Origin of the sequence: Agreia sp. VKM Ac-1783 (assembly GCF_900177765.1) — a bacterium.
Taxonomy (GTDB): domain Bacteria; phylum Actinomycetota; class Actinomycetes; order Actinomycetales; family Microbacteriaceae; genus Agreia.
In genome coordinates, this window is the sequence record NZ_FXWI01000003.1 from 624,361 (window position 1) to 648,971 (window position 24,611).

Here is a 24,611-nt window from a genome sequence, read left to right on the forward strand (position 1 = left end):
TCCCTACAGGCGTCGGATGCGCGCGGCCGTTCCCCGAGTCACGGCCAGCAGATCCGCCGGGGCGAGTTCGATGTCGAAGCCGCGACGACCGCCCGATACCAGGATCGTGTCGAACTCCAGTGCCGAGTCGTCGAGCACGGTCGGCAGGACAGTTCTCTGCCCGAACGGGCTGATGCCTCCGACGACGTAGCCGCTCTTGCGTTCGGCGATCGCGAGGTCGGCCATGGCGGCCTTCTTGCCGCCGAGTGCGCCGGCCAGTGCCTTGAGGTCGAGCATGCCGCTGACGGGAACGATGCCGATGCCGAGCCCCGCGTCGGTGTCGACCATCAGTGTCTTGAACACCCGCTCGGCCTCGATTCCGAGTGCCGTCGCGGCTTCTGTGCCGAAGTCGGTGACCGCAGGATCGTGCGTGTAGGCATGCTGAATGAACGCGACGCCCGCCCTGGTCAGGGCCATGGTGGCCGCCGTCGTGGGGCCGGCGGCGGAAGGCTTCTTGGCCATCGCGCCTAGGCCTCGGCTGCTACCAGCAGCGTCTGATCGAGGAACTCGCGAACCGCCGAGATCTCGTCGCCCACGATGCCGTGTCCAGCTCCCGGGTACAGGCGAGCATCGACCTCGGCGTGCGTCTCGAGCCAGGTGGCGGTGCGGGCGACGGCCGACGGGGGAATGATCGGGTCGCGCTCGTCGCGGCCCCAGAAGACGCGCGGGCGCAGCGTCTCGAGGGCGGCATCGGAGGGGGCGTCGCCGGAGACGACGAAGCCCGACAGGTTCACCGCCGAGGCGAAGCGCTCCGGCGCGTGGCGCAACAGCTGCAGTGCCATCGCGCCGCCCTGCGAGAAGCCGAGAGTGGAGACGGCGGCGGGCGCGCCGTAGTCGGTGGCGAGACCGTCGAGCCAGGTGAGAACCCCGCGGGCCGCGGCATCCACCCCTGCCGGCTCTGGATTGCCCGGTTCGCCGATCTGGAACCAGGCGAAGCCGTTCTGGATCGGAGCCGGTGCGATGAGCGGCGCACGCAGGCTCGCGCAGACGATTCCGCCCGGCAGATACGGGGCCAATGAGATGAGGTCGGCCTCGTGCGAGCCGTAGCCGTGCATGATCAGCAGCAGAGGAGAGCCGGGGAGGCGGGTCGCGAGTTCGTCACGGGGGATCGACCACACCACCGCAGCGTCGTCGATCTGCGGTTGGGTCGGAGAGAAATCGGTCACGCCGACGACGTTACCGGATACCCGCACGAGCGCCGCGGCTCAGGAACGGTTGCGGCTGAGCTCGTAGATCTTGACGAGCTCGTCGATGGCGCCGTCGCGAGTCTCGCCGCCGGCCTCGAACATGTCTGTCACATGGGTCTTCAGATGGTTCTCGACCATCAGCTTGTTCAGCGAGCCGAGCGACTTCTGAATCGCGAGCGACTGCGTGATGATGTCGAGGCAGTACTCCTCGCTCTCGATCATCTTCTCGAGGCCACGGAGCTGCCCCTCCAGAATGCGGGTTCGGTGCAGGGCGCGCTTCTTGATGTCGTCGATCACCCGGCCAGGATACTCGGCCCAGCGGGGTACCTCCCCGGGGTACGCCCAGGCGTTAGGTCTGGCAGCGCGGGCACCAGTAGACGTCGCGCAGTTTCAGCTCGTCTGCGCCGAGTTTGCCGGCCCGGATGCGCGTGCCGCAGCGACGGCACGGCTGGTTCTCGCGGCGATAGACCCAGCTCTGTCGGCCCGAGCGCAGGTCTCCCGTCGTCGACCTCTCGGTGCGGTCGCGATTGACGAGGATCGCGCGGTGAGCGAGAGCGATCAGCGGCGGCACATCGACCTCGGCGACGGGACGGGTGGGCAGCACGCCTCTGAGAAAACAGAGTTCGTTGGCGTAGACATTGCCGAGTCCTGCCAGGTTGCGCTGGTCGAGAAGGGCGACGTGAATCTCCCTCTCGGGGGCGGCTTGCACGAGGGCGACCGCCTGAGCCTCGGATGCGGCGCCCCAGTCGGGCGCCAGCACATCCGGCCCCAGGTGACCGACGACGGAGCCCTCGTCGTCACGGCCGACGACGTCGATGGTGCCGAGATCGAACCCAACCGCGACCCAGTCGTCGGTCGTCAGGATGAGCCGGGCAGTCGACGCAGGACGCTTCCACCGCGAACCGGGCCGATACAGGTGCCACGAGCCCTCCATCTTCAGATGGCTGTGGATGCTGACATCGCCGACCCTAGTGAGCAGGTGTTTTCCGATGCTGACGACGCCGTCGATCGTGCGGCCGGAGAGGTCGATCTCGGCATAGCGGGGGACTCGGAAATCAGAGCCAAGGAGCGTCTGGCCTGCCAAGGCTGCGTCGAGATGGCGAGCCGTGCGGTAGACGGTATCTCCCTCGGGCATGGCTCCAGACTACGCCGACGGCGATGGCCCCGTTCTGGGGGCGGAGGTTTCTGAGTGGGGTGAAATCGCGGGTGAAATCGATCCGGTTCGACCACCGAACCCGTTTTCAGCGGCAAAAGTCGGCATATTCTCAGCTTTCAACTGAGAAAACCTCGCGTGTTTTCATCCGGGTCATGCCGCCCTCGAATCATCCTTCCGACGGAAAGAACTGTCTTGCTTATCAACGCCCAAAAAACTCCCCGTACCCGGGGTCAGCAGCGTGGAAAGGCGGCGATCGCTCTCTCGGTCGTCACCGCCCTCGTCGCTGGTGGAATGCTCGCCGGAGCGAGTGCCCCCGCTCCCGCCCTCGCCGCCGACGGCAGCGTGGAGGGTCGCGTCTACCGCGACTTCAACTCGAACGGAGCCTTCGATTCCGGTCACACACCCACGTCTGGCATCGCGAACGACCGGGGTCTCGGCGGCATCACGGCCACCGCGACGGATGCGCGAGGCAAGGTCTGGTCGGCTACGACCGGCGCCGACGGAACGTATTCCATCCCCGTCGAAGGCTCATCGGGATCCGCGGTGCGTGTGGAGTTCTCGGGCGTGCCGTCGGAGTACAAGCCTGCCGCGCACGGAACGGACAACGGCACAAGCGTTCAGTTCGTCTCGGTCGGCGACAGCGGCGTCGACTACGGGGTGAATGCTCCGGAGGACTACTCGCAGGGCAACGCCCCGATCGTCACGGCGATCCAGTACTCGGGGCTCGCCAGCTCGGACGGCCTGAAAACCACGCCGGCCATCGTTGCTCAGCCCTGGAGTTCCAGCTACGCGAGCAACCAGGCGCAGCAGGCCGGCGGTTCCGGCGGCTATCCCGGTCGAGTCGTTCTGGCCACGGTGCCGCAGGTCGGAAGCACATGGGGTTCCGCGTTCCAGGCGAGCACCGGAAGCCTCTTCGCGGCGGCCACCTACAAGCGTCACGCGGGCCTCGGCCCGCTGGGCATCGGCGGCATCTATCGCGTCACCAAGGCGGTAGACGCCAAGGGCGACCTGGCGTCGTCTGGTTCCGAGGTGCAGAGCTGGTTCGACGTCTCCACCCTCGTCAACGTCGGCACCGTGCCGTCAGATGCAGACCGAGGACTGAGTTTGCCCGGCACTCCCGCGCACGACACCGACGCTTTCGTGCAGGCCGGCAAGGTCGGAATCGGCGCCATCGCCGTGAGCACCGACCAGAAGTCGCTGTACTTCGTTAACCTCTTCGACAAGAAGATCTACCAGCTCGACATCAGCAACCCCGAGGCCGCTCCCACTCTCACCGGCAACACCGACGGCATCGACCTCGGCCTCACCGACGGGCAGCGTCCCTGGGCCCTGACCGTGCACCGCAACCAGCTCTTCGTCGGCTACGTCGACAGTGGTGAGCAGATGGCGGTTCCGTCCTCCGCTGCTGCCGCGAACATGCAGCTCCACGTGAAGAGCGCTCCCGAGTCCAACACCGGCTCCTGGACCAGCGTGCTCGACGGTTCGCTCGGCTATGCCAAGGGCGACACTCTGAGCGGTGCGAATGTGCCGCTGAATCAGCAGGCGCCCGTGCTCCGTTGGAACTCCTGGGTCAACGAGTGGAAGGGTGGCTGGGGATCTGTGTCGCGCACCGGATGGGGCAGCGACGTGCAGGACTACCCGCAGCCCATCCTCACCGACATCGACTTCGACACCGACGGCTACATGACGCTGGCCATGGCCGACCGTACGAGCATCCAGGGTGGAAACCGCAACTACGGCACCGACACCACCGACAACACCACGTACTACCAGACAGTCGCCAGCGGCGACCTTCTCGTCGCCGCTCCCACGGCGACGGGCTATGCGCTCGAGAACAACGGCAAGGTCGGCGACCGTCCGACGTCTGCCAATGCGGGCAACAACGAGGGCCCGAACGGCGGCGAGTACTACAACGACCGTCAAGCCCTCGGCACGGGCGGAAGCCACCGCGAGGTCGCGCTGGGTGGCCTCGCCACGCTCGCCGGAGTCGATTCGATCGTCGCCACGACTTACGACCCCCTCAACGATGTGCGCGTCACAGGACTCAACTGGTTCCAGCCCTCTACGGGCAAGCCGATCAGTGGTTACCAGCAGATCGCCGATGCCAATGGCCTCCCCGAGGCAGGCGACACCACCAAGCCGAGTCCTTCGGGAACCTTCCAGAAGGGTGGTGGCCTCGCTGTCGTGCAGGCTCTCGCCCAGCTCGCCCCCGTGGAGATCGGAAACCGGGTCTGGTTCGATGCCGATCAGGACGGCGTCCAGGATGCCGACGAGCCCGCGTTCGACGGCGTCACAGTCGAGCTCCTGAATGAGGCCGGCACGGTCATCGGAACGACCACGACGAAGAACGGCGGGGAGTACTACTTCTCCACCACCGATCCGGCTCTCGAGGCCGCGGGCTTCGTTCCCGGAAGCGGAAACTACACGGTTCGCTTCGTGAAGCCCACGAGCGGAACCGCCTTCACCAACGACCCGACGTTCGGCACGGTCGACTGGAGCGAGGTCAGGTTCACGACGCCCAACGCCGGATCCAACGACAGCGTCGACTCCGATGCCGTTCCGACCGCAGACGACTCGTCGGCCTCGATCGCGATCGTGCTCGGAGGCCCGGGTGAGAACGACCACACCTACGACGCAGGCCTTGTAGCCAACGGCACTCTCGCCGTGGTGAAGAAGATCTCTGCCGACGGGGGTGTCGCTCCGGCCGGAGCCACCTACACGGTCACCCTCGCCGCCACGGACTTCCGCGGTGACAAGCTCGACGTGGGCACCAATGCGAGCATCGTCGTCGACCCGACCGACACGGTCGGCAAGACGGTGACCCTCCCGGTCGGCTCGTCGGCCACGATCACCGAGGACAAGACCTCTGCGGTGCGCGACTACTCGGTGAGCCCGACGGGCGCCGTGAAGGTGACGGGAACGCGCGCTGCGCCGACCGTCATCACCGTCACGAACACCTTGGTCGCAGACGGCTTCTTCGAGGTCACCAAGTCGGTCACCGGTGCCGCCGCTGGCTCCGTTTCTGCCCAGCAGCAATTCACCGTCAGCTACACCTACCCGGGTCTGGCCGAGCCCAAGACGCTCACCCTCACCCCGGGCAGCACGGCAAAGTCGGATGCCATTCCGTTCGGCACCGTGGTGACCGTCAGCGAGGCGATCCCCACCGGAGCGCCTGCGGACGTCAGCTGGCAGACGCCGATCTGGACGGTTGACGGCGGTACCCCGGCCCCGAGCGCCTCGACCACGCTGACAATCGGCGACGGATCGACGGTCGCCGTCGGTCTGGAGAACCCGACCCTTCAGCTGCTCAACGGCTTCTCGGTGACCAAGCTGGTCACGGGTGATGCCGCAGAGTCCGTGCCCGACGACTTCGCCTACACGGTGAACTACATGACGCCCGGCCAGACGGCCAAGCAGCTCACGCTCACGAAGGCCGATTCGGTCAAGACCGTTACCGACCTTCCGCGTGGCACAGTGGTCACCCTCTCCGAGGTGGCGCCGGGCGAGGCTGCTCCCGACGTGAAGTGGGGCACACCCGTGTGGTCCGGCCCCGGAGTGACCACGAACGCCGACGGCACAGCGAGCTTCACGATCGGTGAGGTAGCCGTTCAGGTCGTACTCACGAACCCCACGGAACTCCGTCTCGGATTGTTCTCGATCACGAAAGATGTCACCGGCCCCGCCGAGGACACGCTGACCCCGGGCTTCACCTTCACCGGCACCTACCAGGCGGCCGGCGACACCGTGGCGAAGCCGTTCTCTGTGACGAATGGCTCGACCTTCACCAGCTCGGCACTGCCGGCGGGTACCGTCGTGACGCTCACCGAGAACGCCCCGCAGGGTGGTCTTCCTGAGCTGTCTGGCTGGGCCAAGCCGATCTTCCTGGTCGACGGTCAGCCGATCGGAACAGACGGCCCGGTCACGATCACGATCGGCGCGGACACCACCGTGGCCGTGGCGCTCGAGAACCCGACGACGGTGACTCCGCAGGTCTCGATCGTCAAGGGTGATGTCGTCGACGGTGTCTTCCACGACGCCGACACGATGCTCGATGGCGAGTTCTACCAGCCCGGTGAGACCCGCCAGATCAGCATCACCGCGACGAACACGGGAACAGACAGACTGCGCGAGATCGTGCTGCACGATGACACCCTCTCGGGTGCGGCCATCCAGTCGCTCGTCTGGACGTTCCCCGACGGCAGCACGGCCGCGGCGAGTGTCGTTGACGGAGAGCTCACGGCTCGCTGGGACGGGACCTTCGCCCCCGGTACAGCCGAATGGATGCCCGGCGCGACCATCACGGGAACGGCGACTCTCACGGTCGCCAACTCGGATGCGGCTGCGCATGTCGACCGCGTGACGGTCGATGCCACGGGTGCCGCCACGGGTACCCCGGTGACCGACGACAACGTCTACAACGCGTACACGGCGGCCATCCAGGTCATCAAGTACGACGGCTCGCTCGCCGACCCCGTCGTGAAGGACGCAGCCGGAAACTGGATCGTGCCGGCGAAGCCGCTCGCCTCTGCCGGGCAGGACGCGAACGACACTGATCACGCCGTGACCTACGAGGCCGGCAAGGCGAAGCACGTGCGCTGGGTCGTCACCAACACGGGCAACACCTGGCTCACCGAGATCAATCTCGCCGACGCGACCCTGTCGGGCCCGAACGTCACCAACTGGACGAGCGACCTCAGCGCGTTCGGTGGACCGAGCTCGTACAGCTTCGTGAACGACGGAACCTGGCACGGCATGCTGCCCCCGGGAGCGTCGTTCTTCTCGGACGGCACCCTGACCCTCGGCGCGAACGAGTCTCACGCCGACGACGTGACCGTCGTCGGAACGCCGATCGTGCCCGAGGTCGACGAGAACGGCGTGCCCACGGGCAAGCCCCAACTCGACGAGAACGGCAAGCCGGTCGTGTCGCGCAACCCCGACGGAACGCCGCGCACGCTGACCGATCACGACCCGTTCCACGCGGTCACTCCTGCCGGAGCGTCGACAGCGGCGCTTCCGAACACCGGGCTCGACGGCGCTGCGGGCCTGCGGGTCGCTCTGCTGGCACTTCTGACGGCGATTGCAGGTCTGGGTGCTCTGATGCTCGTGCGCCGGCGCCGAAGCCAGGAGTAACAGGCTCTCGTAGCTGACAGGAGAGGGGCCCAGGGAACACACGTTCCCTGGGCCCCCTTTCCCGTTCCCTGCGTCAGCCGCCGTTCCCTGAGCATGTCGCCGTTCCCTGAGCCGACTCCCGTTCCCTGAGCCTGTCGAAGGGAAGAATCGCGACGCGCCCCGACCTCAGGAGGCTCGAAGTCGCAGGCCCTGCGGTGTGGCGCCGAACCCGGCGGCCTCGAGAGCGCGGCCGATCTCGGTGCCCACGGCGTACTGCCCGTTGACCTTCTCGACCGTGAGCTTGGCGACGCGCCCGCTGATCACGGTCGCCGCGAGGCTCGCGCTGGCGTTCGCGAGTTCGTCATCGTTCTCGGCGAACGAGAGCAGCGTCTTGCCTCCCCGTTCGACGTAGAGCACGAGTCGTCCGTCGACGAGCACCACGAGGGCGCCCGCTTTGCGGCCGGGCCGGTGGCCGGTGCCTCCGGGCCAGGGCAGAGCAGCGCCATAGGGGTTGGCGGGATCTGTCGCGGCGAGCGTGACGCCCCTGTCGGTCACCGCCCTCGCGTCGTTCTTGCCGGGATGCCGCTCGGCCATCGCCTCGGCAGTGAACGAGCGCAGACGATCGATCGTGCCCCCGGTGGCGAATTGGGATGCGCCTAGCGTCTCGACGAAATATCCGCGACGAGCGCGCCCGGTCTCTTCGAACCCGGATAGCAGCCGATATGCGAGCGCGAAGCCGCCCACGATGCGCTCGGCCATAACGGCGCCCTTGGTGACCACCCCGTAGCGCTCGAGCAGCATGTCGCCGAGCGCATGCCCGCGAATGGTCGCATCCGTCTCGGGGTCGGGCAACAGCGACCAGCGACCGCCCGCGGTGGGCGGACCGACCCGGGTGACCATGGTGGGCCGAGCGTAGGAGCGGCCTCGGTAGAGCTTCGATCGGGGTGCGCTGCGCTTGGTGCTGTGGGCGGTTTTGCCTCCGCCGGTGAGTGTACGGAGCGGAGCGAGCGTGTCGTTCGTGATGCGGCCGGCCCAGACCAGATCCCATAGTGCGGTCACCAGCTCTGCGTCGTCGACGGCCGAACCGAGCGCGGTGCCGACCGTGTCTGACAGGGTGCGGAAGAAGAAGGCACCCCCGCCGTCGAGTGCACCGAGTACGGCCTGCTGCAGCATCGTCGCTTCGAGCGGTTCGGCGAGGGGGATCGTGAGCGGAGCGGTCTCGGCGAGATGAAGCGCGACCCAGCCGTCGTTGCCGGGCAGAGAGCCGACGCCCGACCAGATGACCTCGCCCGTGGCCGTGAGCTCGTCGAGCATGGCGGGGCTGTACTCGCGCACGCGACTGGGCAGAATGAGGGTCTCCCACGCCGAGGCCGGAATCGGTACCCCGGCGAGCTGGTCGATGACCGTGGCCACTCCGTCGATTCCGCGCAGGCTGCCGCCGACGTGCTGCCACGTGGGCAAGAAACGGGCCAGGGTCGTGGTGTCGACGGGTTCGACCTCGTGCCGGAGGGCCGCGAGCGAGCGTCGTCTCAGTCGGCGCAGCACCTCGACATCGCTCCACTCCGTTCGCGCGGCGCCCGGAGTGTCTGCGCCCAGAGGCCTGAACTCGCCTTCGAGCACGCGCCGGGCACTCTCGAGCCGGCGGAGCGCATCCAGAACGACGGCGGAGCCGAGGCCATACCGGGTGGCCGCCTCGGCCACGGTGAACGGCGCGTGGGTGCGAGCGTAGCGCGCCACGAGGTCGGCGACAGGATCGGGCACGGGCTCGATGAACGCGTCGGGAACGCCATAGGGAATGGGCGTACCGAGCGCGTCGCGAAGCCGACCGGCGTCTTCGATGGCTGCCCAGCGCTCGTCGCCCGCGATGGTGACGACGAGGGCCCGACGGGCGTCGACGAGCCCGGCGAGCAGATCGGATGCGTGGGGCGCGGCCTCGTCGACGAGCCTCGCTGTGACCTCGGCCAGAGACAGCGGCCCGAGCACTCGGATGAGGTCGGCCACGCCCTCGAGGTCGCGCGCCTTGCGGTCGGGGGCGAGCCGCTGCAGCTCGAGTTCGGTCTGGGCGATGACACCGGGGTCGAGGAGTTCGCGCAGTTCTGCTCGCCCCAACAGCTCTGACAGCAGCGTCGGATCGAGCGAGAGCGCGGCAGCCCGGCGCTCGGCCAGGGGGCTGTCTCCCTCGTAGACGAACGACGCGACATAGCCGAACAACAGCGACTTGGCGAAGGGCGACGGATCGTGCGTCTCAGCCTCGACGACACGGATGCGGCGCGCCTCGAGGTCGCGGGCCAGGCCGATGAGGGCCGGCAGGTCGTAGACGTCTTGCAGGCACTCACGAATGGTCTCGAGAATGATGGGGAAGCTGGGGAATTTTCGGGCCACGTCGAGCAGCTGAGCGCTGCGTTGGCGCTGCTGCCAGAGAGGTGAGCGCTTGCCCGGGTTCTGTCTCGGCAGCAGGAGAGCTCGGGCAGCGTTCTCGCGGAAACGAGAGGCGAAGAGGGCGGACCCACCGACCTCTTGGGTGACGATCTGCTCGAGTTCGTCGGCTTCGAAGAGAAACAGCTCGGCGCCCGGCGGCTCGCTCTCGGTGTCGGGTAGCCGCAGAATGATGCCGTCGTCGTTCGCGACGGACGCCCCGTCGATGCCGAAACGCTCGCGCAGGCGCGCGCCGATGGCCAGAGACCAGGGGGAGTGCACCTGCATGCCGAACGGGGAGTGCAGGATGACGCGCCAGTCGCCCAGTTCGTCGCGGAAGCGCTCGATGACCAGGGTCTTGTCGCTCGGTACATGTCCGGTGGCTTCGCGCTGCTCTGTCACGAACGTGACGAGGTTGGTGGCGGCGCGCTCGTCGAGCCCCGCGCTCGCGGTCATGCGCGCCGACTCCTCGGCATCCGCACCCGCGAGCTTGCGGGTGAATTCGCCGATGGCGCGACCGAGTTCGGCCGGCCTGCCCTGGCCGTCACCGCGCCAGAACGGCAGACGCCCCGGCTCGCCGAAGGCGGGCGTCACGAGTACGCGGTCGTGGGTGATCTCTTGGATGCGCCAACTCGTGGCGCCCAGCGCGAAGACGTCGCCGACGCGCGACTCGTAGACCATCTCTTCGTCGAGTTCGCCCACGCGGTTGCCGCCCTTGGCGGTGGATGCCGTGCCCGAGGCCTGTTGGGACGCCGCGCCGCCGACCATGAAGACGCCGAAGAGCCCGCGGTCGGGGATGGTGCCGCCGCTGGTGACCGCGAGGCGCTGGGCGCCAGGTCGGCCCGTGAGGGTTCCCTCGTCGCGATCCCACACGAGACGGGGGCGCAGCTCGGCGAACTCGTCGGAGGGGTACCTGCCCGCCAGCAGGTCGAGCGTCGCCTCGTAGGCCGAACGGGGGAGACCCGCGAAGGGAGCGCTGCGCCGGATGGTGTCGAACCACTCCTCGACATCGATCGGTTCGAGTGCGCAGGCGGCCACGGTCTGCTGGGCCAGGATGTCGAGGGGGTTCGTGGGCACGGAGAGCGACTCGATGAGCCCCTCGGTCATGCGCAGGGAGGCGACGGCGGAGTGCAGCAGGTCGGCCCGATGCTTGGGGTAGAGGATGCCCCGCGAGACCTCGCCGACCTGGTGCCCGGCCCGACCAACGCGCTGCAGGCCGCTGGCGACGCTGGGGGGAGACTCGACCTGCACCACGAGATCGACTGCGCCCATGTCGATGCCGAGTTCGAGGCTCGAGGTGGCGACGACGCACCGAAGACGGCCGGTCTTGAGGTCGTCTTCGATGACCGCGCGCTGCTCTTTCGAGACGGAGCCGTGATGGGCTCGCGCGAGGATCGGCTCGTCGGCGCCGTCGCCCGCTCTGGCGCTGACGCTTGCCGGGAGACCCTTCGTCTGGCCGGCCTGCCCCATCATCGCGGCGGGAGTCCGGCCTTTCGTTGCCTGAGCTTGTCGAAGGGTGCCCTCGTCGCGAACCCCTTCGACGGGCTCAGACAACGACGACGACCGCGATTCTTCGAGCCGTTCGAGGTAGATCTCGTTGAGTCGAGCGGTGAGCCGCTCGGCCAGCCGCCGGGAGTTGGCGAACACGATCGACGAGCGGTGGGCGAGGATGCGATCGACGATGCTCTCTTCGACATGCGGCCAGATCGACCCCTGACCGCCACCAGAGCCGTCGTCTTCTCTGAGAGCGCCCGCTGCGGAGCCCTCGCGCTCGCCTGCGGAGGGCAGCGCGGTCATGTCGTCGACGGGAACGACGACCCGCAGATCGAACTTCTTGGTCGAGGTGGGCGCGACGATCGTGACGGGGCGGCCGCCCGCCAGAAACCGCGCCACCTCTTCGCGAGGACGCACCGTGGCCGACAGCCCGATTCGTTGGGCAGGCTTCTCTAAGAGCCCGTCGAGCCGCTCGAGCGAGACAGCGAGGTGCGCGCCACGCTTGGTGGCGGCGACGGCGTGCACCTCGTCGATGATGACCGTCTCGACCGTGGAGAGCGACTCACGGGCGGCCGAGGTGAGCATAAGAAAGAGCGACTCGGGAGTGGTGATGAGGATGTCGGGAGGGTTCTTCGACTGATTGCGCCTGTCGGCCTGCGTCGTATCGCCGCTTCGTACGCCGACCTGGATGTTCGGAGGCTCGGTGCCGAGACGCTTGGCTGTCTGTGTGATGCCGACCAGCGGAGAGCGGAGGTTGCGCTCGACGTCGACGGCCAGCGCTTTAAGAGGGGAGATGTAGAGAACGCGAACGCCTGCCTTCGCCGGCGGGGGCTCTGAGGTGAGACGGTCTATCGACCAGAGGAAGGCCGAGAGCGTCTTGCCCGACCCGGTCGGAGCGACGACCAGGGCGTTCGAGCCGGATGACACGGCCTCCCACGCGCCGAGCTGCGCGGGTGTGGGCGCGCTGAACGCCCCGCGGAACCACTGCTGTGTCGCGGGAGAGAATCTGTCGAGCACATCGCCCATAGGCTCCATCCTCACGCATACCGCCGACAGCGTGTCCTGCGGCGCTCGCGGCTGGCCACGTGGGGTAAGAATGGACTATGAGCGTGAGAACTCCAGACCCCGATCCCGAGTGGACCCCCGAGGGCAGCAATATCCCGCCCACACCGTCGCAGAATTCCAATCCAGGATGGCTCAGCGATGTCGAACTAGCCGAGATCCGGCGGCGTCTGCCGTTGCTCTACGTCGAGGCGGTTCCTGTTCGCGTCGACGGTCTGGGGCAGGTGACCGAGGTGGGAATGCTGCTTCGTGCCACGCCCACGGGGTCGATCACGCGCACGCTGGTCTCGGGCCGGGTCATGTACGGCGAGACGCTTCGGGATGCGCTCTTCCGCCACCTCGAGAAAGACCTCGGGCCGATGGCGTTTCCCCAGCTGCCCGCCAGTCCGATCCCGTTCTCCGTGGCTGAATACTTTCCGCTTCCGGGCGTCACGCAGTTCTACGACGAGCGCCAGCACGCGGTCTCGCTCGCCTACGTCGTTCCGGTGACCGGAACGTGCGAGCCTCGCCAGGACGCCCTGGAGGTCACCTGGATGTCTCCGCAGGAAGCCGCGTCGGACGAGCTGTCCGCCGAGTTCGAAGGAGGCCGCGGTTCGCTTCTGCGTGCCGCGCTGGCCTCCGTCGGCCGACTGATCTAGAGACCCCTGTACGCCGCTCTAGAAACAGCTATGCGCTGATTGAGTAGCAGCGAGGAACGAGCGGCGTATCGAAATCACCTCACGATGGTTTCGATTCGCTCGTTCCTCGCTGCTCAACCAGCGCAGAGGCGAAGCGTGGGCGATTAGCCCTGGGCGCGGCGACCCTGGCGACGTGCGCCTGATCCATTGCCACCGGATGCGGCGGCGCCGGCAGCGTAGCCGCCCTGTCCACCGGTCGACGTGGAGTAGGTGCGCGAGGAGCCTCCGGCGGGAGCCGCCGAGCGGCCTCCACCGGCACCACCGCGACGAGCGCCGCTCGCCGACGCCGGGGCGCCTGCGGCAGCGGGGCGACCCGAGCGGTCACGGCGGGGACGACCCTCGCCGCCACCGGCCGACGGCGATCCGTCGCGCTGGGCGCGCTTGCGCTGTGCGTTGGCTCCCTGCGATCCGCCCTGGCGGCGCGGCGTGCCCTGAACCTGAACGGCGGCGCGGGGAGCGGGCTTGACCCACTCTGCCAGCTCGCCGACGAGCTCGGTGACCGCGGGGGAGTTGGCGGTGACACGCTGCGGGGTGACCTGGATGGCCGCCTTGCGCAGGAGGTCTGCCGTGTCCTTCTTCTGGGTCGGCAGCATCACGGTGACCACGTCTCCGGCGCTTCCGGCACGAGCGGTACGGCCCGAGCGGTGCAGGTACGCCTTGTGCTCGGCCGGCGGGTCGACGTGGATGACGAGTTCGATGTCATCGACGTGCACGCCGCGGGCAGCCACGTCGGTGGCGACGAGAACCTTCACGTCGCCTGCGCTGAAGGCGGCGAGGTTGCGGTCGCGGGCGACCTGCGAGAGGTTGCCGTGCAGGTCGACGGCGGGGATGCCGGCGTCGATCAGCTGGCGGGCCAGCTTCTTGGCGTGGTGCTTGGTGCGCATGAAGAGGATGCGGCGACCGGTGCCCGAGGCGAGCTTCTGAACGAGCTCGGTCTTGGCGGTGGCGCCATCGACCTCGAACACGTGGTGCGTCATGAGCTCGACGTGGCTGGTGGCCTCGTCGACCGAGTGCAGCACCTCGTTCTGCAGGAACTTGCGAACAAGCTTGTCTACGCCGTTGTCGAGCGTGGCCGAGAACAGCAGGCGCTGTCCGCCGCGGGGGGTCTTGTCGAGGATGCGGGTGACGACGGGCAGGAAGCCCAGGTCGGCCATGTGGTCGGCCTCGTCGAGCACGGTGATCTCGATCGCGTCGAGCGACACGAAGCCCTGCTTCATGAGGTCTTCGAGGCGGCCGGGGCAGGCGACGATGATGTCGACGCCGGCCTTGAGGGCCGCGACCTGGCGCTGCTGCGAGACGCCACCGAAGATGGTGGTCGACTTCAGTCCGTAGGCGTCGGCCAGCGGCTGGAGAACGGCGGAGATCTGCGTGGCGAGCTCGCGGGTCGGTGCGAGCACGAGTCCGAGCGGCCGACCGGAGCGGCGCTGGCCGCCGGACAGTGCGCCGCCGAGGCGGGCCACCATGGGGATCGAGAACGCGAGCGTCTTGCCCGAGCCCGTTTTTCCTCGACCGAGGACGTCGCGTCCGGCCAGGGTGTCGGGCAGGGTGTCGAGCTGAATGGGGAAGGGCTCGGTGATTCCGGCGTTCGTCAGTGCGGCGACGACGGGCGCGGGAACGCCGAGCGAGGAGAAAGTGGGTGTTGACATAGCTGTTTCGGTGCCTTTCAGGCATCGGATCCGCAGTGTGACACGACGGCATCGCACAGAGTTTCTGTTTCGCACAGACTCTCTCGGCAATGCCGCGACTGTGCGGAAATGATGGCGAAGGTGCCAGTAGGCACTTCCGTTCGCCGTGAGAAAGTTTTCGCGATTTTCAGGCACGAGGCCCGAACCGCAAGGTGCGTTCTACGACGCAGGGAGCGCACGATCGCGCTCGCAAGTAATTACACCCTAGCGCACATACAGCTCGCCGACCGGGATTCCGCCGGATACACGGTTTCCGAGCGGCGCCAGCGGGCAGGCCCACGCCGGGTCGTAGGCGCACGACGGGTTGTACGCGAAGTTGAAGTCGAGCACCAGAGAGCCGGGTGCCTCGCCATGGCCGAGGTGCGCTCCCTTGATCGAGTCGATCAGGTAGCGGCCGCCGCCGTAGGTTCCGCCGGTCGTACCGGCGAGGCCGTCGCGCACAGGGATGAACAGGCCACCGCCGTACGAGCGCAGCCGCCACACATCGAGCGTGCCGACCTCGGGGACCTCGGCGTGGCCGATGAGTTCGAACGGCACGACCCCGTCGGTGCCGGTCTCGAAGTCGAAGCCGCCCGGCGCATCCGGGGCGGTGATCTCGACCTCGAACCGCCAGGTCGGGTCGTAGGGAGCGATGGGCAGGCCGGTGAAGTCGGCCCGGTCTTCGCGCAGCAGAGGGGTCTGCGGATGCGTGCGGAACAGCTCGTCGCGGCCGTCGCGCCAGACGCCGTGCGCCGCCTCGGGATTGACGAGGGCGAGTACGCGCACCTCGTCGTACAGCGTGAAGACGCGCTGGCGCCAATCCGCGACCTGGATGGCTGATTCGGCGTTCGTCACGGAACCAGGCTACGCGGCGATATCGGGGTCGACGCCCTCGACGCCCGAATCGGGGGTGGGCTCGGGATCGAACGCCCAGTTCGGGGCGAGCTGTCGCAGTCGCGCACCCCGCCACTGCCAGAACACCCACATGCCGTACCAGGCGGCGGGGGTCAACGCACCAGCGCCGATGATGAGCCGATCGCGATACAGCGTCTTGCCCGTGCCCGCGGGGTCGGGCGAGATAGCCATCTGGTGGTCCCACGTGGTGGGGATGGCGACGGCCCCGGAGACGCCACGGCCGGAGTCGCGCACGATGCGCACCCCGTCGGGACGCTCCAGAAAGGAGAGTCTGATGATCTGCTTGCCGAGGGGAATCACGCCGCCGCCCTCGATCTCGACCGGGTGCTGGCCCGGCTGCCAGATCGTGGGGAACCCGTCGGCGCTCAGCGAGCGGATCTTGAGGAAGGGACTCGACACCTCGCGGAAGACGGCGGGACTGCGGATGGCCCGCCACGCGGCATCCGGATCTGTGTCGAGCACGAACTTCAGCAGAACTCTCATGTGGGCCTCCATCGCCCAGTCTGGGCTGTGGAGCATACGACGACAAGTCGGAGGCGCTGCCATTGCACACGGGCTCAATACGTCGTAATGCAATTGGTGTTTCGAGCGGCGAGGTGACAGCGTGGAAATCATGACCCAGAGCCTTCCCGTACTCGACTTCTCCCGCCTCGAGGCCTCGCCTGACGAGGCTGCCGGATTCCGTGAGGACCTCCGTCGCGCAACACACGACTACGGCTTCTTCTATCTCACCGGTCACGGGGTGCCCGAGTCGCTGGTGAGCCGCGTCCTCGAGACATCGCGGCGCTTCTTCGAGCTTCCCGAAGCCGACAAGCTGTCGATCGAGAACGTGCTGAGCCCCCAGTTCCGCGGATACACGCGCGTCGGCGGCGAGCTCACTCAAGGAAAGGTCGACTGGCGCGAGCAGATCGACATCGGAAGCGAGCGCGAGTCCGTCGAGCGCGGCGAGGGCGTTCCCGACTATTGGCGGCTCGAGGGCCCCAACCTCTGGCCCGAGGCCCTGCCCGAACTGCAGGATGTCGTCACCCGGTGGCACGACGAGCTCTCGGCCATCAGCATCCGGCTTCTTCAGGCATGGGCCCAGTCGCTGGGAGCTGACCCGCATGTGTTCGACGCCGCTTTCGCCGAGCGACCGTCGACGCTGATCAAGATCGTGCGCTATCCCGGCAAGAGCGACCCGACCCCGAAGCAGGGCGTCGGAGCTCATCGTGACGGCGGCGCCCTGACACTGCTGCTCGTCGAAGAAGGCAAGGGCGGCCTGCAGGTCGCCTATGGAGACGAGTGGATCGATGCTCCTCCCGTGCCGGGCGCCTTCGTCGTGAACATCGGAGAGCTGCTCGAATACGCCACGAACGGCTACCTCAAGGCGACCGTGCACCGCGTGATCTCGCCGTCGATCGGCAGCGACCGCATCTCGATCCCGTTCTTCTTCAACCCGGCATTGGATGCGTCGATCCCGTCGATCCCGCTGCCCGAGGCTCTGCAGTCTGAAGCGACGGGGATCACGCCCGATCCCGACGACAGCCCTATCCTTCGGGTCTACGGAGAGAACGTGCTGCGCTATCGACTGCGTGCCCATCCCGACGTCGCCGCCATCCACCACGCCGACCTGCTCTAGCGCCGCTAATCGAGAGGCACAAAAAAGGGGCCCGTCGCGTTCAGCGATGGGCCCCTCTTCGTGGATCTGATCAGTAGGTGCTGGTGCCGACCATTGATGCGGCAGCTGTGAAGGAAATGATCGAGACGATGATGCCGAGAACGAACAGGATCGCTCCGACGATGATGCCGATCTTTGCCGGCGTGTTCTTGAAGCCCGCGGCCTTCGACTGCTGCAGTGCCACGATGCTGACGATCAGGCCGATCAGGTTGAAAACGATCGCAAGGACGAGACCGACGATACCGAGGGTCTTTCCGGGGTAGTCGGTGCCGGGCGTCGGGGTCTGGAGATTACTCACTGTACGTCCTTTGATCGTGTTGAAAGAGATGGAGTCGACATGGGAGCGAGGGCTGCACGAATGCGCCGCATCGCCGTTGCCCTCATCTTTCTAATGGAGGTGGGCTCCGGTCGTCAATTGGCAACCTCGAATTGCTTCCCACGACCTTTCTCCAAGCCCGACTCCGGTCGATCTCCGCAACGGTCAATCGACTCCGCTACATTCGAGCAATGACACGTGCCGACATGCATTCGCCAGGGCGGCGACCGAACTCTTCGCCGCGAATCCGCTCGACGCTCGGGAGGGTACCGAATAGGCGAGCCGAGGAGGACCGTGTGCCCCAGCGGCGCATCCGGTTCAACCCCTTTCTGATCGGGTTGCTGGGGGCGCTCGGCGCGTGCGTGGGGCTCGGCGTGTGGGGTGCCCTCGGCTCGCTGTCGACCGTGTTCGTGTACATCGGCATCGCCTTCTTCATCGCGCTGGCTCTCGAACCTCTGATGAAGCTGGCCGAACGGCACAACATCCCGCGATGGGCGGCATCCCTGGCCGTGGCCCTGCTCGCGCTCGCGGTGATCGGCGGAGTGGCTCTCGCGATCGTTCCCAACCTCGTGCGCCAGGTGAACTACCTGATCACCCACGCGAGCGAACTCACCGATCGTCTGCTCGCCCAGCCGTGGGTGACCTGGATCAGTCAGCAGCTGGGCACCTCGCTCGATCTCGACTCGATCATCAAAGACATCACGTCGTTCCTCTCCGACCCCGACAAGCTGCTCTCGATCGGCGGCGGGCTCCTCTCCGTCGGATCGGGTGTCTTCGAGGGCGTGACCGCCGTCATCGTCGTGACCGTGCTGACGATCTACCTGACCCTCACGCTGCGCGGTGTCATGGCGACCGTCTATCAGGCCGTGCCCCGGTCTCGACGAGCCGGTTTTATGGAGATCACCGAGGAGATCCTCGAGTCGGTCGGCAAGTACGTCGCCGGCCAGTTCGTGCTGGCGCTCGCCAACGCCACGATCACGCTGATCCTCGTGACGATCGTGGGCGGGCCCGCGCCGCTGCTGCTCGCGCTGGTCGCGTTCGTCTGCGCTCTCATCCCCGTCGTCGGTCCCATCCTGGGCGTGTCGATCGGCGCTGTCTCCGTTCTCACCGTCAATCCGATCGGCGCCCTGATCTTCGCGATCATCATGCTGGTGTACCTGCAGATCGAAGCGTATGTGCTCACCCCGCGCGTGATGGCCAAGGCCGTGGCCGTGCCCGGAGTGCTCGTGATCGTGGCCGCCATCGGAGGCGCCGCTCTCGGCGGCATCCTCGGCGCTCTGGTCGCGGTACCCGTCGTCGCCGCCGGCATCCTGATCTTCCAGCGCGTGATCCGCCCTATCCAGGACGCCAGGTAGCCGCGAAGGCGTAGCGTGGCTGCAGGAGGTTTCATCATGAAAGCAGTCGTCAACGGCACCGTCATCGCCGAGGCACCCAAGGAAGATCTGATCGCCATCGAGGGAAATTGGTACTTTCCCCCGTCGAGCGTGAACTTCGACCTGCTCACACCAACCGATACGCCGTACACGTGCCCGTGGAAGGGCGAATGCCAGTACTTCAGCGTGCGAGACAGCGGCGTGAGCCTCAAGGACCGCGCGTGGAGCTACCCCAAGCCGTATCCCGCGTCGTTCGACCGCGTCGGCCAGGACTACAGCAACTACGTCGCGTTCTGGAAAGAAGTCCAGGTCACCGAGTAGTTCTCGTCTCGTCGAGTTGCCTGAAAACGCCGCCTCCCCGTTGGGTGAGGCGGCATTTTCGTGCAACTCGGCGGAATCTCGTGCGTAGTTGACCGGCCCGAGGGCGTCCCGCCACGGGGCGCGGGCCTAGCGTGAGACACATGAGCGAACTTCTGCAACTGCCCACGGGAGCCACCGCGCGTCGCGCACTCGACTGGGTGCAGCGCACCGAGGAGCTCTCGATCGCCCACCACAGCGTTCGTACGTTTCTGCACGCCCGCGTCGTGGCGGCATCCGACGGTCTCGCCGGGGGCCAGGACTACGACGGCGAGCTGCTCTTTCTCGCCTGCGTGCTGCACGACATCGGAACGACAGACGAGGCGGATGGCGATCTGCGCTTCGAGGTCGACGGGGCCGACGCCGCGGCTCGCTTCCTCACCGCCGAGGGAGTGTCACCGGCCGAGACCGATCTCGTGTGGGAGGCGATCGCCCTGCACACCTCGCCTCACATCGCCGAGAGGCGCGGCCCCGTCACGAGGCTCACTCGACTGGGCGTCCGCGGAGATTTCGGCCTAGACACGGTCACGGAGAGCGAGCGACGGGCTATCGAGGAGGCCTACCCGCGCCTCGACGTGGAAAAGCATCTCGGTGACGCCGTGCTCGAACAGGCGTTGCGCAAGCCCGAGAAGGCTCCCCGCAACTCATGGCCAGCGAGTCTCGTGCGCGCACATCACGACGACCCGCACAACTCCGGCGTCAGCGAGGCGTTCTGAGGGGTGCTCCCGAGCAGTGCCCTGGCAGCGGCGTCACCACAGCCAGCCTGCCCCGAGTAAGACGGACATCAGGCTGACGCCGGCGAGTACCAGGCCGGTGATCGCGGCACCCATGCCGCGGACGCCGGGTCGGCTGGCACGGGAGATGCCCGCGATGCCGAACGCCACGGCGAGCAGATCGGGGATTCCTCCCAGGACGATTCCGATGAAGAACGGGATTCCCATCAGCACGAAGCCGCAGATGCCCAGGACGAGGGCGGCTGTGGCGTAGCCGTTGCTCTGCACCGTCGTGAACGGCACAGGTTGTGGATACGCGGGACGCTCGTAGGACCCGGGACTCGTGGGGCGGGTCGGCGGCGCGTCGACCGGCGCATCCCATACCTGCGGCGCCTGTGGGAGCGGATTCGCAGGATTCTGCGGCGGGAACGGGGGCACTGAGTCGGACATGCCTCGAGTCTGGCAGAGCACTCGTCGTCAGCCGAGGTATCGGCGTCCATCCGGTCTATCCGCGCCGGGACGTCCGGGCGCGGATGCACCGATTCGGCGCGGATAGTGTTGCCTACATGACCAAGCACATCGGCATCCTTCTGTTCGACGGCGTTGAAGAACTCGATGCGGTCGGCCCCTGGGAGGTGCTGTCGTGGTGGACGCGGACGAGCCCCGACGACGGGTACGAGGTGTTCCTCATGGCCGACTCGCTCGAACCGATGAACTGCGCCAAGGGCATGCGCATCCTCCCCGACGTGCGAGTGGATGCCGCACCGCCTCTCGAGGTGCTCATCTACCCGGGCGGGCGCGGCACCCGCCGGCACCTGCTCGATGAGCAGCGGCTCGAATGGGTGCGCACGCAGCGCGAGACGGTGCCGCTCATGACCAGCGTCTGCACCGGATCGCTCGTCTACGCAGCGGCAGGCATCCTGAACGGGAGGCCGGCGACGACGCACTGGAGCACGCTCGACCGGCTCCGCGAGCTCGACCAGAGCATCGAGGTGCGGCCCGATGACCGTTTCGTCGACGACGGCGATGTGATCACGGCGGCGGGCGTCTCGGCGGGCATCGACATGGCCCTGCATCTCGTCGCGCGCCTCGCGGGAGTCGAGCGCGCTCGCGAGGTGCGCCGCGGCATCCAGTACGATCCCGAACCGCCCGTGTAGCTACCCGGTCAGCCGCGGAAGGCTGCTTGGCGGCGTCGGGCCGGATCGATGTCTCGGCGCTGCCACGTGATCACGTTGGCCGCGTCGAACCGCTTGGAGCACGTGCCGCACGCCAGAGTGCGAGCGGGCTTGCGATAGCGGAAGTGCTCGTGGCCCGCGGGGCAGACGCCTGCCCAGGGAGCGAGTTCGTCGGCGACCGAACCCGTGTGCGTGCGTGAGCCCACGTATCCGATGGACGCGGCGATGCGCTGCCACGACGGACCGTGCCCCGCGCGGTGACCCGCCATCGCGTGCGCGACCTCGTGCAGCAGGACCTGGTGGATCTCGTCGTCGTCGAAAGTGGCGGCCAGATAGCGCGAGACCGTGATGCGTTTGGTGGTGAAGCTGCAGAGGCCCGCGCGCGTCTTGGCGTTGTCGAAGCCGAACGACCAGACGTGAGGATCGAGGTGCAGCGCAATCAGCGCGTCTGCCCAGACGCGTACTTTCGAGAGATCAGCCACGCAAAGACACTAACCCGACCGTGCGACATCGCCGCCCGAGCGCGAGCGCCGGGGTGCTCAGGGCTCGGTGAGGAAGGACTCGGTGACCGCCACGGCCACGAGCGAGCTCTCGAGCTGGTCGAGAGACGCGCCCATCTTTTCGTAGAGGAAGACGGTGGCCTTGAAGTCGACCAGAGCGGCCTCGTAGTCGCCCATGTCGAAGAGCACCTTGCCTCGGGTCAGCTGCGAGGCGGCCTCGAGCGGACCCCACTCGTGCACCCTGGCCTCGTCGACGCACAGCGACAGCTCGGAGAGTGCGGCCTGCAGTTTGCCCTGATACTGCTGCACCTGGGCGCGGCGGATCCGTGCCCCGAGGAGCTGCTCCCGGTCTCCCGAGAAGCGGGTGTGTCTGACGGCCTCGTTCGCGACCGTCCAGGCCTCGTCGAGACGACCGAGGAGGCGGTAGAGACCGACCTTCTCGTTGAGGGCCGAGAGACTGCGCAGCTGGCCCAGCTCGCCGAGCCGTGCGGAGGCCGCTTGGACGTCGATCTTCTCCCTGAGATTGCGAGGGTCGTAGCCGGTGATGATGCTCACTAGGTCAGGTACTCCGTTGATAGGCGCGCGGTGCTGCCGCGGTCGACGTTCTGAAGTCTCGCGGGCTGCGAACAACCCTATCCGGAGGTCGGCGCGAGCGTGACTCGATACAGCGTGTCGTCGCCGGGACGGGGCTCTCCGCGGCCGTCGGTGTTGTTGGTGATCAGCCACAGGCTCCCATCGCCGACCGAGTAGACGTCACGAATCCGTCCGAGTTGGCCGGCGAAGAACTCCCGCGTCTGTGCTCCCTCCGTCGGATCGATCGTCCACAGCCTCTCGCCGCCGAGACCCGCCATAAATACCGTGTCGCCGACCACCGCGATGCCGCTGGGGCTCGCGTCGTCGGTCGCCCAATGCGCGATGGGGGCGACGAAACGGGTGTCGGCGGAATCCACTCCCTCGACATCCGGCCAGCCGTAGTTGGCACCGGGCTCGATGATGTTCAGCTCATCCCAGGTGTCCTGCCCGAATTCCGCCGCGAACATCGTGCCGTCGGTGCTCCAGGCGATTCCCTGGGGATTCCGATGGCCGAGGCTGTAGACGGGCGAGCTCGCAATCGGATTGTCGGCGGGGACGGAACCCGCCGCATCCACCCGCAGGATCTTGCCGCCCAGATAGTCGACGTCTTGCGCTCGATCGCGTTGGTTGGCGTCACCCGTGGTGATGTAGAGCAAGCCGTCCGGTCCGAAGGCGATCCGGCCTCCATTGTGATTCGACGCCTTGGGCAGACCGGTGATCACCTCGGTGGCGGGGCCGAATGAGAGGGATGCGCCGGTGACGGTCAGAGGAAAAGACACGACCCGGTTGTCGTCGGCGGTCGTGAAATAGACGAAGAGCCGGCGCTCGGCGCCGTCGCCATGGACCGCGAGGCCGAGAAGGCCACCCTCTCCGCTCGCGGCGACACCGCCCACGCTGCCGATGACGCGCTTCTGTCCCGTCGGATCGACGAGCACGATCTGTGCCGAGTCGCGCTCGGAGACCAGGATGCCGTCGTCTCCGACGGGTGCGATCGACCAGGGAGCAGCGAGGTCGTTGGCCAGAGCAGTGAGGTCGCCGGTGGGCGAGTACTTGCCGACGAGCGGGGCGACCGTCGCCGTCGGGGTGGGGGAGGGGGAGGTCGGCGCTGCGACCGACGGCGTCGCGGTCGCGACCGTGCGTTCGGGTCTCGGCGCCTCGCATCCGCTGAGCACGAGCATCGCGACCGCGGAGGCGATCAGGGCGGTGGCGGTGCGTCGGACGCTCATTGTGCTTCTCCTGTCTGCGGCCCGCTCAGGGCTTGAGCTGAAAGATGCTGCGCCCCGGGGGAGGCGACTTCACGGCGGTCTGATCGGTGACGATCGCGGCGCCGGCGATGAAGTTGTGCAGTTCGGCTCCGGTGACGACCTTGGATGCGACAGGATCGCCGGCCACGAGCCGGGGCATGCGCTCGAACGGAAGAGGGGTGCTGGAGCCGAACATGACCACGTTGCCGAAGCGCTTGGCCTTCAGCATCTGCGAGTCGAGAACGATCGAGACGTGCTCGAAGACACTCGACAACGTGGCGGCCTGCCCTCGGGCGAAGGCGAGGCCGGCGCCATCGGCGACGTTCACCGCGATCATGCCGTCGTTCGCGAGAAGGGCGCGTCCCAGCGTGTAGAACTCCGCGCTCGTGACGTGAGCCGGTGTGCGCGCGCCCGAGAAGACATCCACGACCAGCAGATCGACATTGCCCACCAGCCCGGGAGGGAACGAGGCGAGCTGCTCGCGCGCGTCGCCGTGTCGGATGCGGATCTGCGCGTCGCGGGGAAGGGGGAGCTCCCGGCGCACGAGGTCGACCAGCTCGCTCTCGTACTCCACGACCTGCTGGCGTGAGCCCGGTCGAGTCGCTGCGACGTAGCGAGGCAGGGTGAGGCCGCCGCCGCCCAGATGCACGGCGGTGATCGCCTCGCCCTCCGGTCGCAGCAGATCGATGCCGTGACCGATGCGGCGCACGTATTCGAAGTTCAGATGGGTCGGGTCGTCGACATCGACGTGCGACTGGGGCGTGCCGTCGACGACGAGCAGAAAGCTGCCCGGCGAGTACCGGTCGGACTCTATGCGCGCGTGGAATCCGCTCTTCGAGAGCGTCGCCGATGGATGCTCGGGCTCGGCCCGATCGGCACCTCGCGTTGATCTGCTCATGGCTCGATTATCGCCCTTCGACAGGCTCAGGGAACGGCGAAAGCCCGTTCGCCCAGATTGTCGAGGCGAGGGGAGAGGGCGGTTATA

At 67.4% G+C, this 24,611-nt stretch carries 21 protein-coding genes; 7 read left to right on the forward strand and 14 right to left on the reverse strand.

Translation table 11 applies throughout. The features are described from left to right. Positions 1 to 3: 3 nt before the first annotated feature. From ybaK to CCK87_RS12645, 4 genes are read right to left on the reverse strand one after another with little or no spacing between them, the layout of a single operon-like run. The gene (gene ybaK / locus CCK87_RS12630; RefSeq protein ID WP_086461744.1) at positions 4 to 501 is read right to left on the reverse strand and encodes a Cys-tRNA(Pro) deacylase; all 498 of its coding nucleotides are present in this window, start codon (positions 499 to 501) and stop codon (positions 4 to 6) included. 5 nt (positions 502 to 506) lie between these two features. Further along, positions 507 to 1,205 carry an alpha/beta fold hydrolase gene (locus tag CCK87_RS12635; protein WP_249273879.1) on the reverse strand — a complete coding sequence of 233 codons (699 nt, stop codon included), beginning with the start codon at positions 1,203 to 1,205 and terminating at the stop codon, positions 507 to 509. Positions 1,206 to 1,244: 39 nt separating this feature from the next. After that, positions 1,245 to 1,523 (reverse strand): metal-sensitive transcriptional regulator, encoded by a 279-nt coding sequence (locus CCK87_RS12640; RefSeq protein ID WP_044439959.1) that lies wholly within the window; start codon positions 1,521 to 1,523, stop codon positions 1,245 to 1,247. 52 nt (positions 1,524 to 1,575) lie between these two features. Continuing rightward, positions 1,576 to 2,361, reverse strand: a complete 786-nt coding sequence (locus CCK87_RS12645) for a DNA-formamidopyrimidine glycosylase family protein (protein ID WP_086461745.1) — start codon at positions 2,359 to 2,361, stop codon at positions 1,576 to 1,578. 213 nt (positions 2,362 to 2,574) lie between these two features. Here CCK87_RS12645 and CCK87_RS12650 point away from each other — a divergent pair, with 213 nt between their 5' ends. Further along, positions 2,575 to 7,512: a DUF5979 domain-containing protein gene (locus CCK87_RS12650; RefSeq protein ID WP_086461746.1), complete on the forward strand. Its 4,938-nt coding sequence runs from the start codon at positions 2,575 to 2,577 to the stop codon at positions 7,510 to 7,512. A gap of 165 nt (positions 7,513 to 7,677) precedes the next feature. Here CCK87_RS12650 and CCK87_RS12655 read toward each other — a convergent pair whose 3' ends face one another. Continuing rightward, entirely contained in the window at positions 7,678 to 12,426 is a 4,749-nt protein-coding gene (locus CCK87_RS12655; RefSeq protein WP_086461747.1) for an ATP-dependent helicase, read from the reverse strand. Between the two features lie 77 nt (positions 12,427 to 12,503). Between CCK87_RS12655 and CCK87_RS12660 the strand changes: the two genes are divergently transcribed. After that, a complete protein-coding gene (locus tag CCK87_RS12660) occupies positions 12,504 to 13,100 on the forward strand; it encodes an NUDIX hydrolase family protein (protein ID WP_085484814.1) in 597 nt (198 codons plus the stop codon). Between the two features lie 143 nt (positions 13,101 to 13,243). On the opposite strand, the gene CCK87_RS12665 is transcribed toward CCK87_RS12660, so the two are convergent. The 3 genes from CCK87_RS12665 to CCK87_RS12675 form a co-directional block, all read right to left on the reverse strand. Next, positions 13,244 to 14,785 carry a DEAD/DEAH box helicase gene (locus tag CCK87_RS12665; RefSeq protein WP_086461748.1) on the reverse strand — a complete coding sequence of 514 codons (1,542 nt, stop codon included), beginning with the start codon at positions 14,783 to 14,785 and terminating at the stop codon, positions 13,244 to 13,246. A gap of 243 nt (positions 14,786 to 15,028) precedes the next feature. Next, positions 15,029 to 15,658 carry a DUF1684 domain-containing protein gene (locus CCK87_RS12670; protein WP_086461749.1) on the reverse strand — a complete coding sequence of 210 codons (630 nt, stop codon included), beginning with the start codon at positions 15,656 to 15,658 and terminating at the stop codon, positions 15,029 to 15,031. Positions 15,659 to 15,667: 9 nt separating this feature from the next. Then, positions 15,668 to 16,201, reverse strand: a complete 534-nt coding sequence (locus CCK87_RS12675; RefSeq protein ID WP_086462045.1) for a hypothetical protein — start codon at positions 16,199 to 16,201, stop codon at positions 15,668 to 15,670. Between the two features lie 127 nt (positions 16,202 to 16,328). On the opposite strand from CCK87_RS12675, the gene CCK87_RS12680 reads away from it, so the two are divergent. Then, complete coding sequence (locus CCK87_RS12680) at positions 16,329 to 17,336, forward strand: 2-oxoglutarate and iron-dependent oxygenase domain-containing protein (protein WP_249273907.1); 1,008 nt, start codon at positions 16,329 to 16,331, stop codon at positions 17,334 to 17,336. A gap of 70 nt (positions 17,337 to 17,406) precedes the next feature. On the opposite strand, the gene CCK87_RS12685 is transcribed toward CCK87_RS12680, so the two are convergent. Then, positions 17,407 to 17,673 (reverse strand): hypothetical protein, encoded by a 267-nt coding sequence (locus CCK87_RS12685; RefSeq protein ID WP_086461751.1) that lies wholly within the window; start codon positions 17,671 to 17,673, stop codon positions 17,407 to 17,409. A gap of 314 nt (positions 17,674 to 17,987) precedes the next feature. Here CCK87_RS12685 and CCK87_RS12690 point away from each other — a divergent pair, with 314 nt between their 5' ends. The 3 genes from CCK87_RS12690 (at position 17,988) to CCK87_RS12700 (ending at position 20,137) form a co-directional block, all read left to right on the forward strand. Continuing rightward, the gene (locus CCK87_RS12690; protein WP_170927274.1) at positions 17,988 to 19,046 is read left to right on the forward strand and encodes an AI-2E family transporter; all 1,059 of its coding nucleotides are present in this window, start codon (positions 17,988 to 17,990) and stop codon (positions 19,044 to 19,046) included. Between the two features lie 36 nt (positions 19,047 to 19,082). After that, positions 19,083 to 19,385: a DUF427 domain-containing protein gene (locus CCK87_RS12695; RefSeq protein ID WP_085485361.1), complete on the forward strand. Its 303-nt coding sequence runs from the start codon at positions 19,083 to 19,085 to the stop codon at positions 19,383 to 19,385. Between the two features lie 140 nt (positions 19,386 to 19,525). Next, positions 19,526 to 20,137, forward strand: a complete 612-nt coding sequence (locus CCK87_RS12700; RefSeq protein ID WP_086461753.1) for an HD domain-containing protein — start codon at positions 19,526 to 19,528, stop codon at positions 20,135 to 20,137. A 33-nt stretch (positions 20,138 to 20,170) separates the two neighbouring features. Here the strand turns inward: CCK87_RS12700 and CCK87_RS18050 are convergent, their stop codons facing one another. Further along, on the reverse strand, positions 20,171 to 20,584 hold the full coding sequence (locus tag CCK87_RS18050) for a DUF4190 domain-containing protein (RefSeq protein WP_140162841.1): 414 nt from the start codon (positions 20,582 to 20,584) through the stop codon (positions 20,171 to 20,173). Between the two features lie 116 nt (positions 20,585 to 20,700). Between CCK87_RS18050 and CCK87_RS12710 the strand changes: the two genes are divergently transcribed. After that, a complete protein-coding gene (locus CCK87_RS12710) occupies positions 20,701 to 21,291 on the forward strand; it encodes a DJ-1/PfpI family protein (protein WP_086461755.1) in 591 nt (196 codons plus the stop codon). A gap of 8 nt (positions 21,292 to 21,299) precedes the next feature. Here the strand turns inward: CCK87_RS12710 and CCK87_RS12715 are convergent, their stop codons facing one another. The 4 genes from CCK87_RS12715 to CCK87_RS12730 all read right to left on the reverse strand — a co-directional run bounded on the left by CCK87_RS12715 (position 21,300) and on the right by CCK87_RS12730 (position 24,524). Beyond that, positions 21,300 to 21,791: a SprT-like domain-containing protein gene (locus CCK87_RS12715; RefSeq protein WP_086461756.1), complete on the reverse strand. Its 492-nt coding sequence runs from the start codon at positions 21,789 to 21,791 to the stop codon at positions 21,300 to 21,302. A gap of 57 nt (positions 21,792 to 21,848) precedes the next feature. Further along, positions 21,849 to 22,364 carry a hypothetical protein gene (locus CCK87_RS12720; RefSeq protein ID WP_249273880.1) on the reverse strand — a complete coding sequence of 172 codons (516 nt, stop codon included), beginning with the start codon at positions 22,362 to 22,364 and terminating at the stop codon, positions 21,849 to 21,851. Positions 22,365 to 22,441: 77 nt separating this feature from the next. Further along, complete coding sequence (locus CCK87_RS12725) at positions 22,442 to 23,608, reverse strand: PQQ-dependent sugar dehydrogenase (RefSeq protein WP_086461757.1); 1,167 nt, start codon at positions 23,606 to 23,608, stop codon at positions 22,442 to 22,444. Positions 23,609 to 23,633: 25 nt separating this feature from the next. Then, positions 23,634 to 24,524, reverse strand: a complete 891-nt coding sequence (locus CCK87_RS12730) for a fused MFS/spermidine synthase (protein WP_086461758.1) — start codon at positions 24,522 to 24,524, stop codon at positions 23,634 to 23,636. Positions 24,525 to 24,611: the final 87 nt, after the last annotated feature.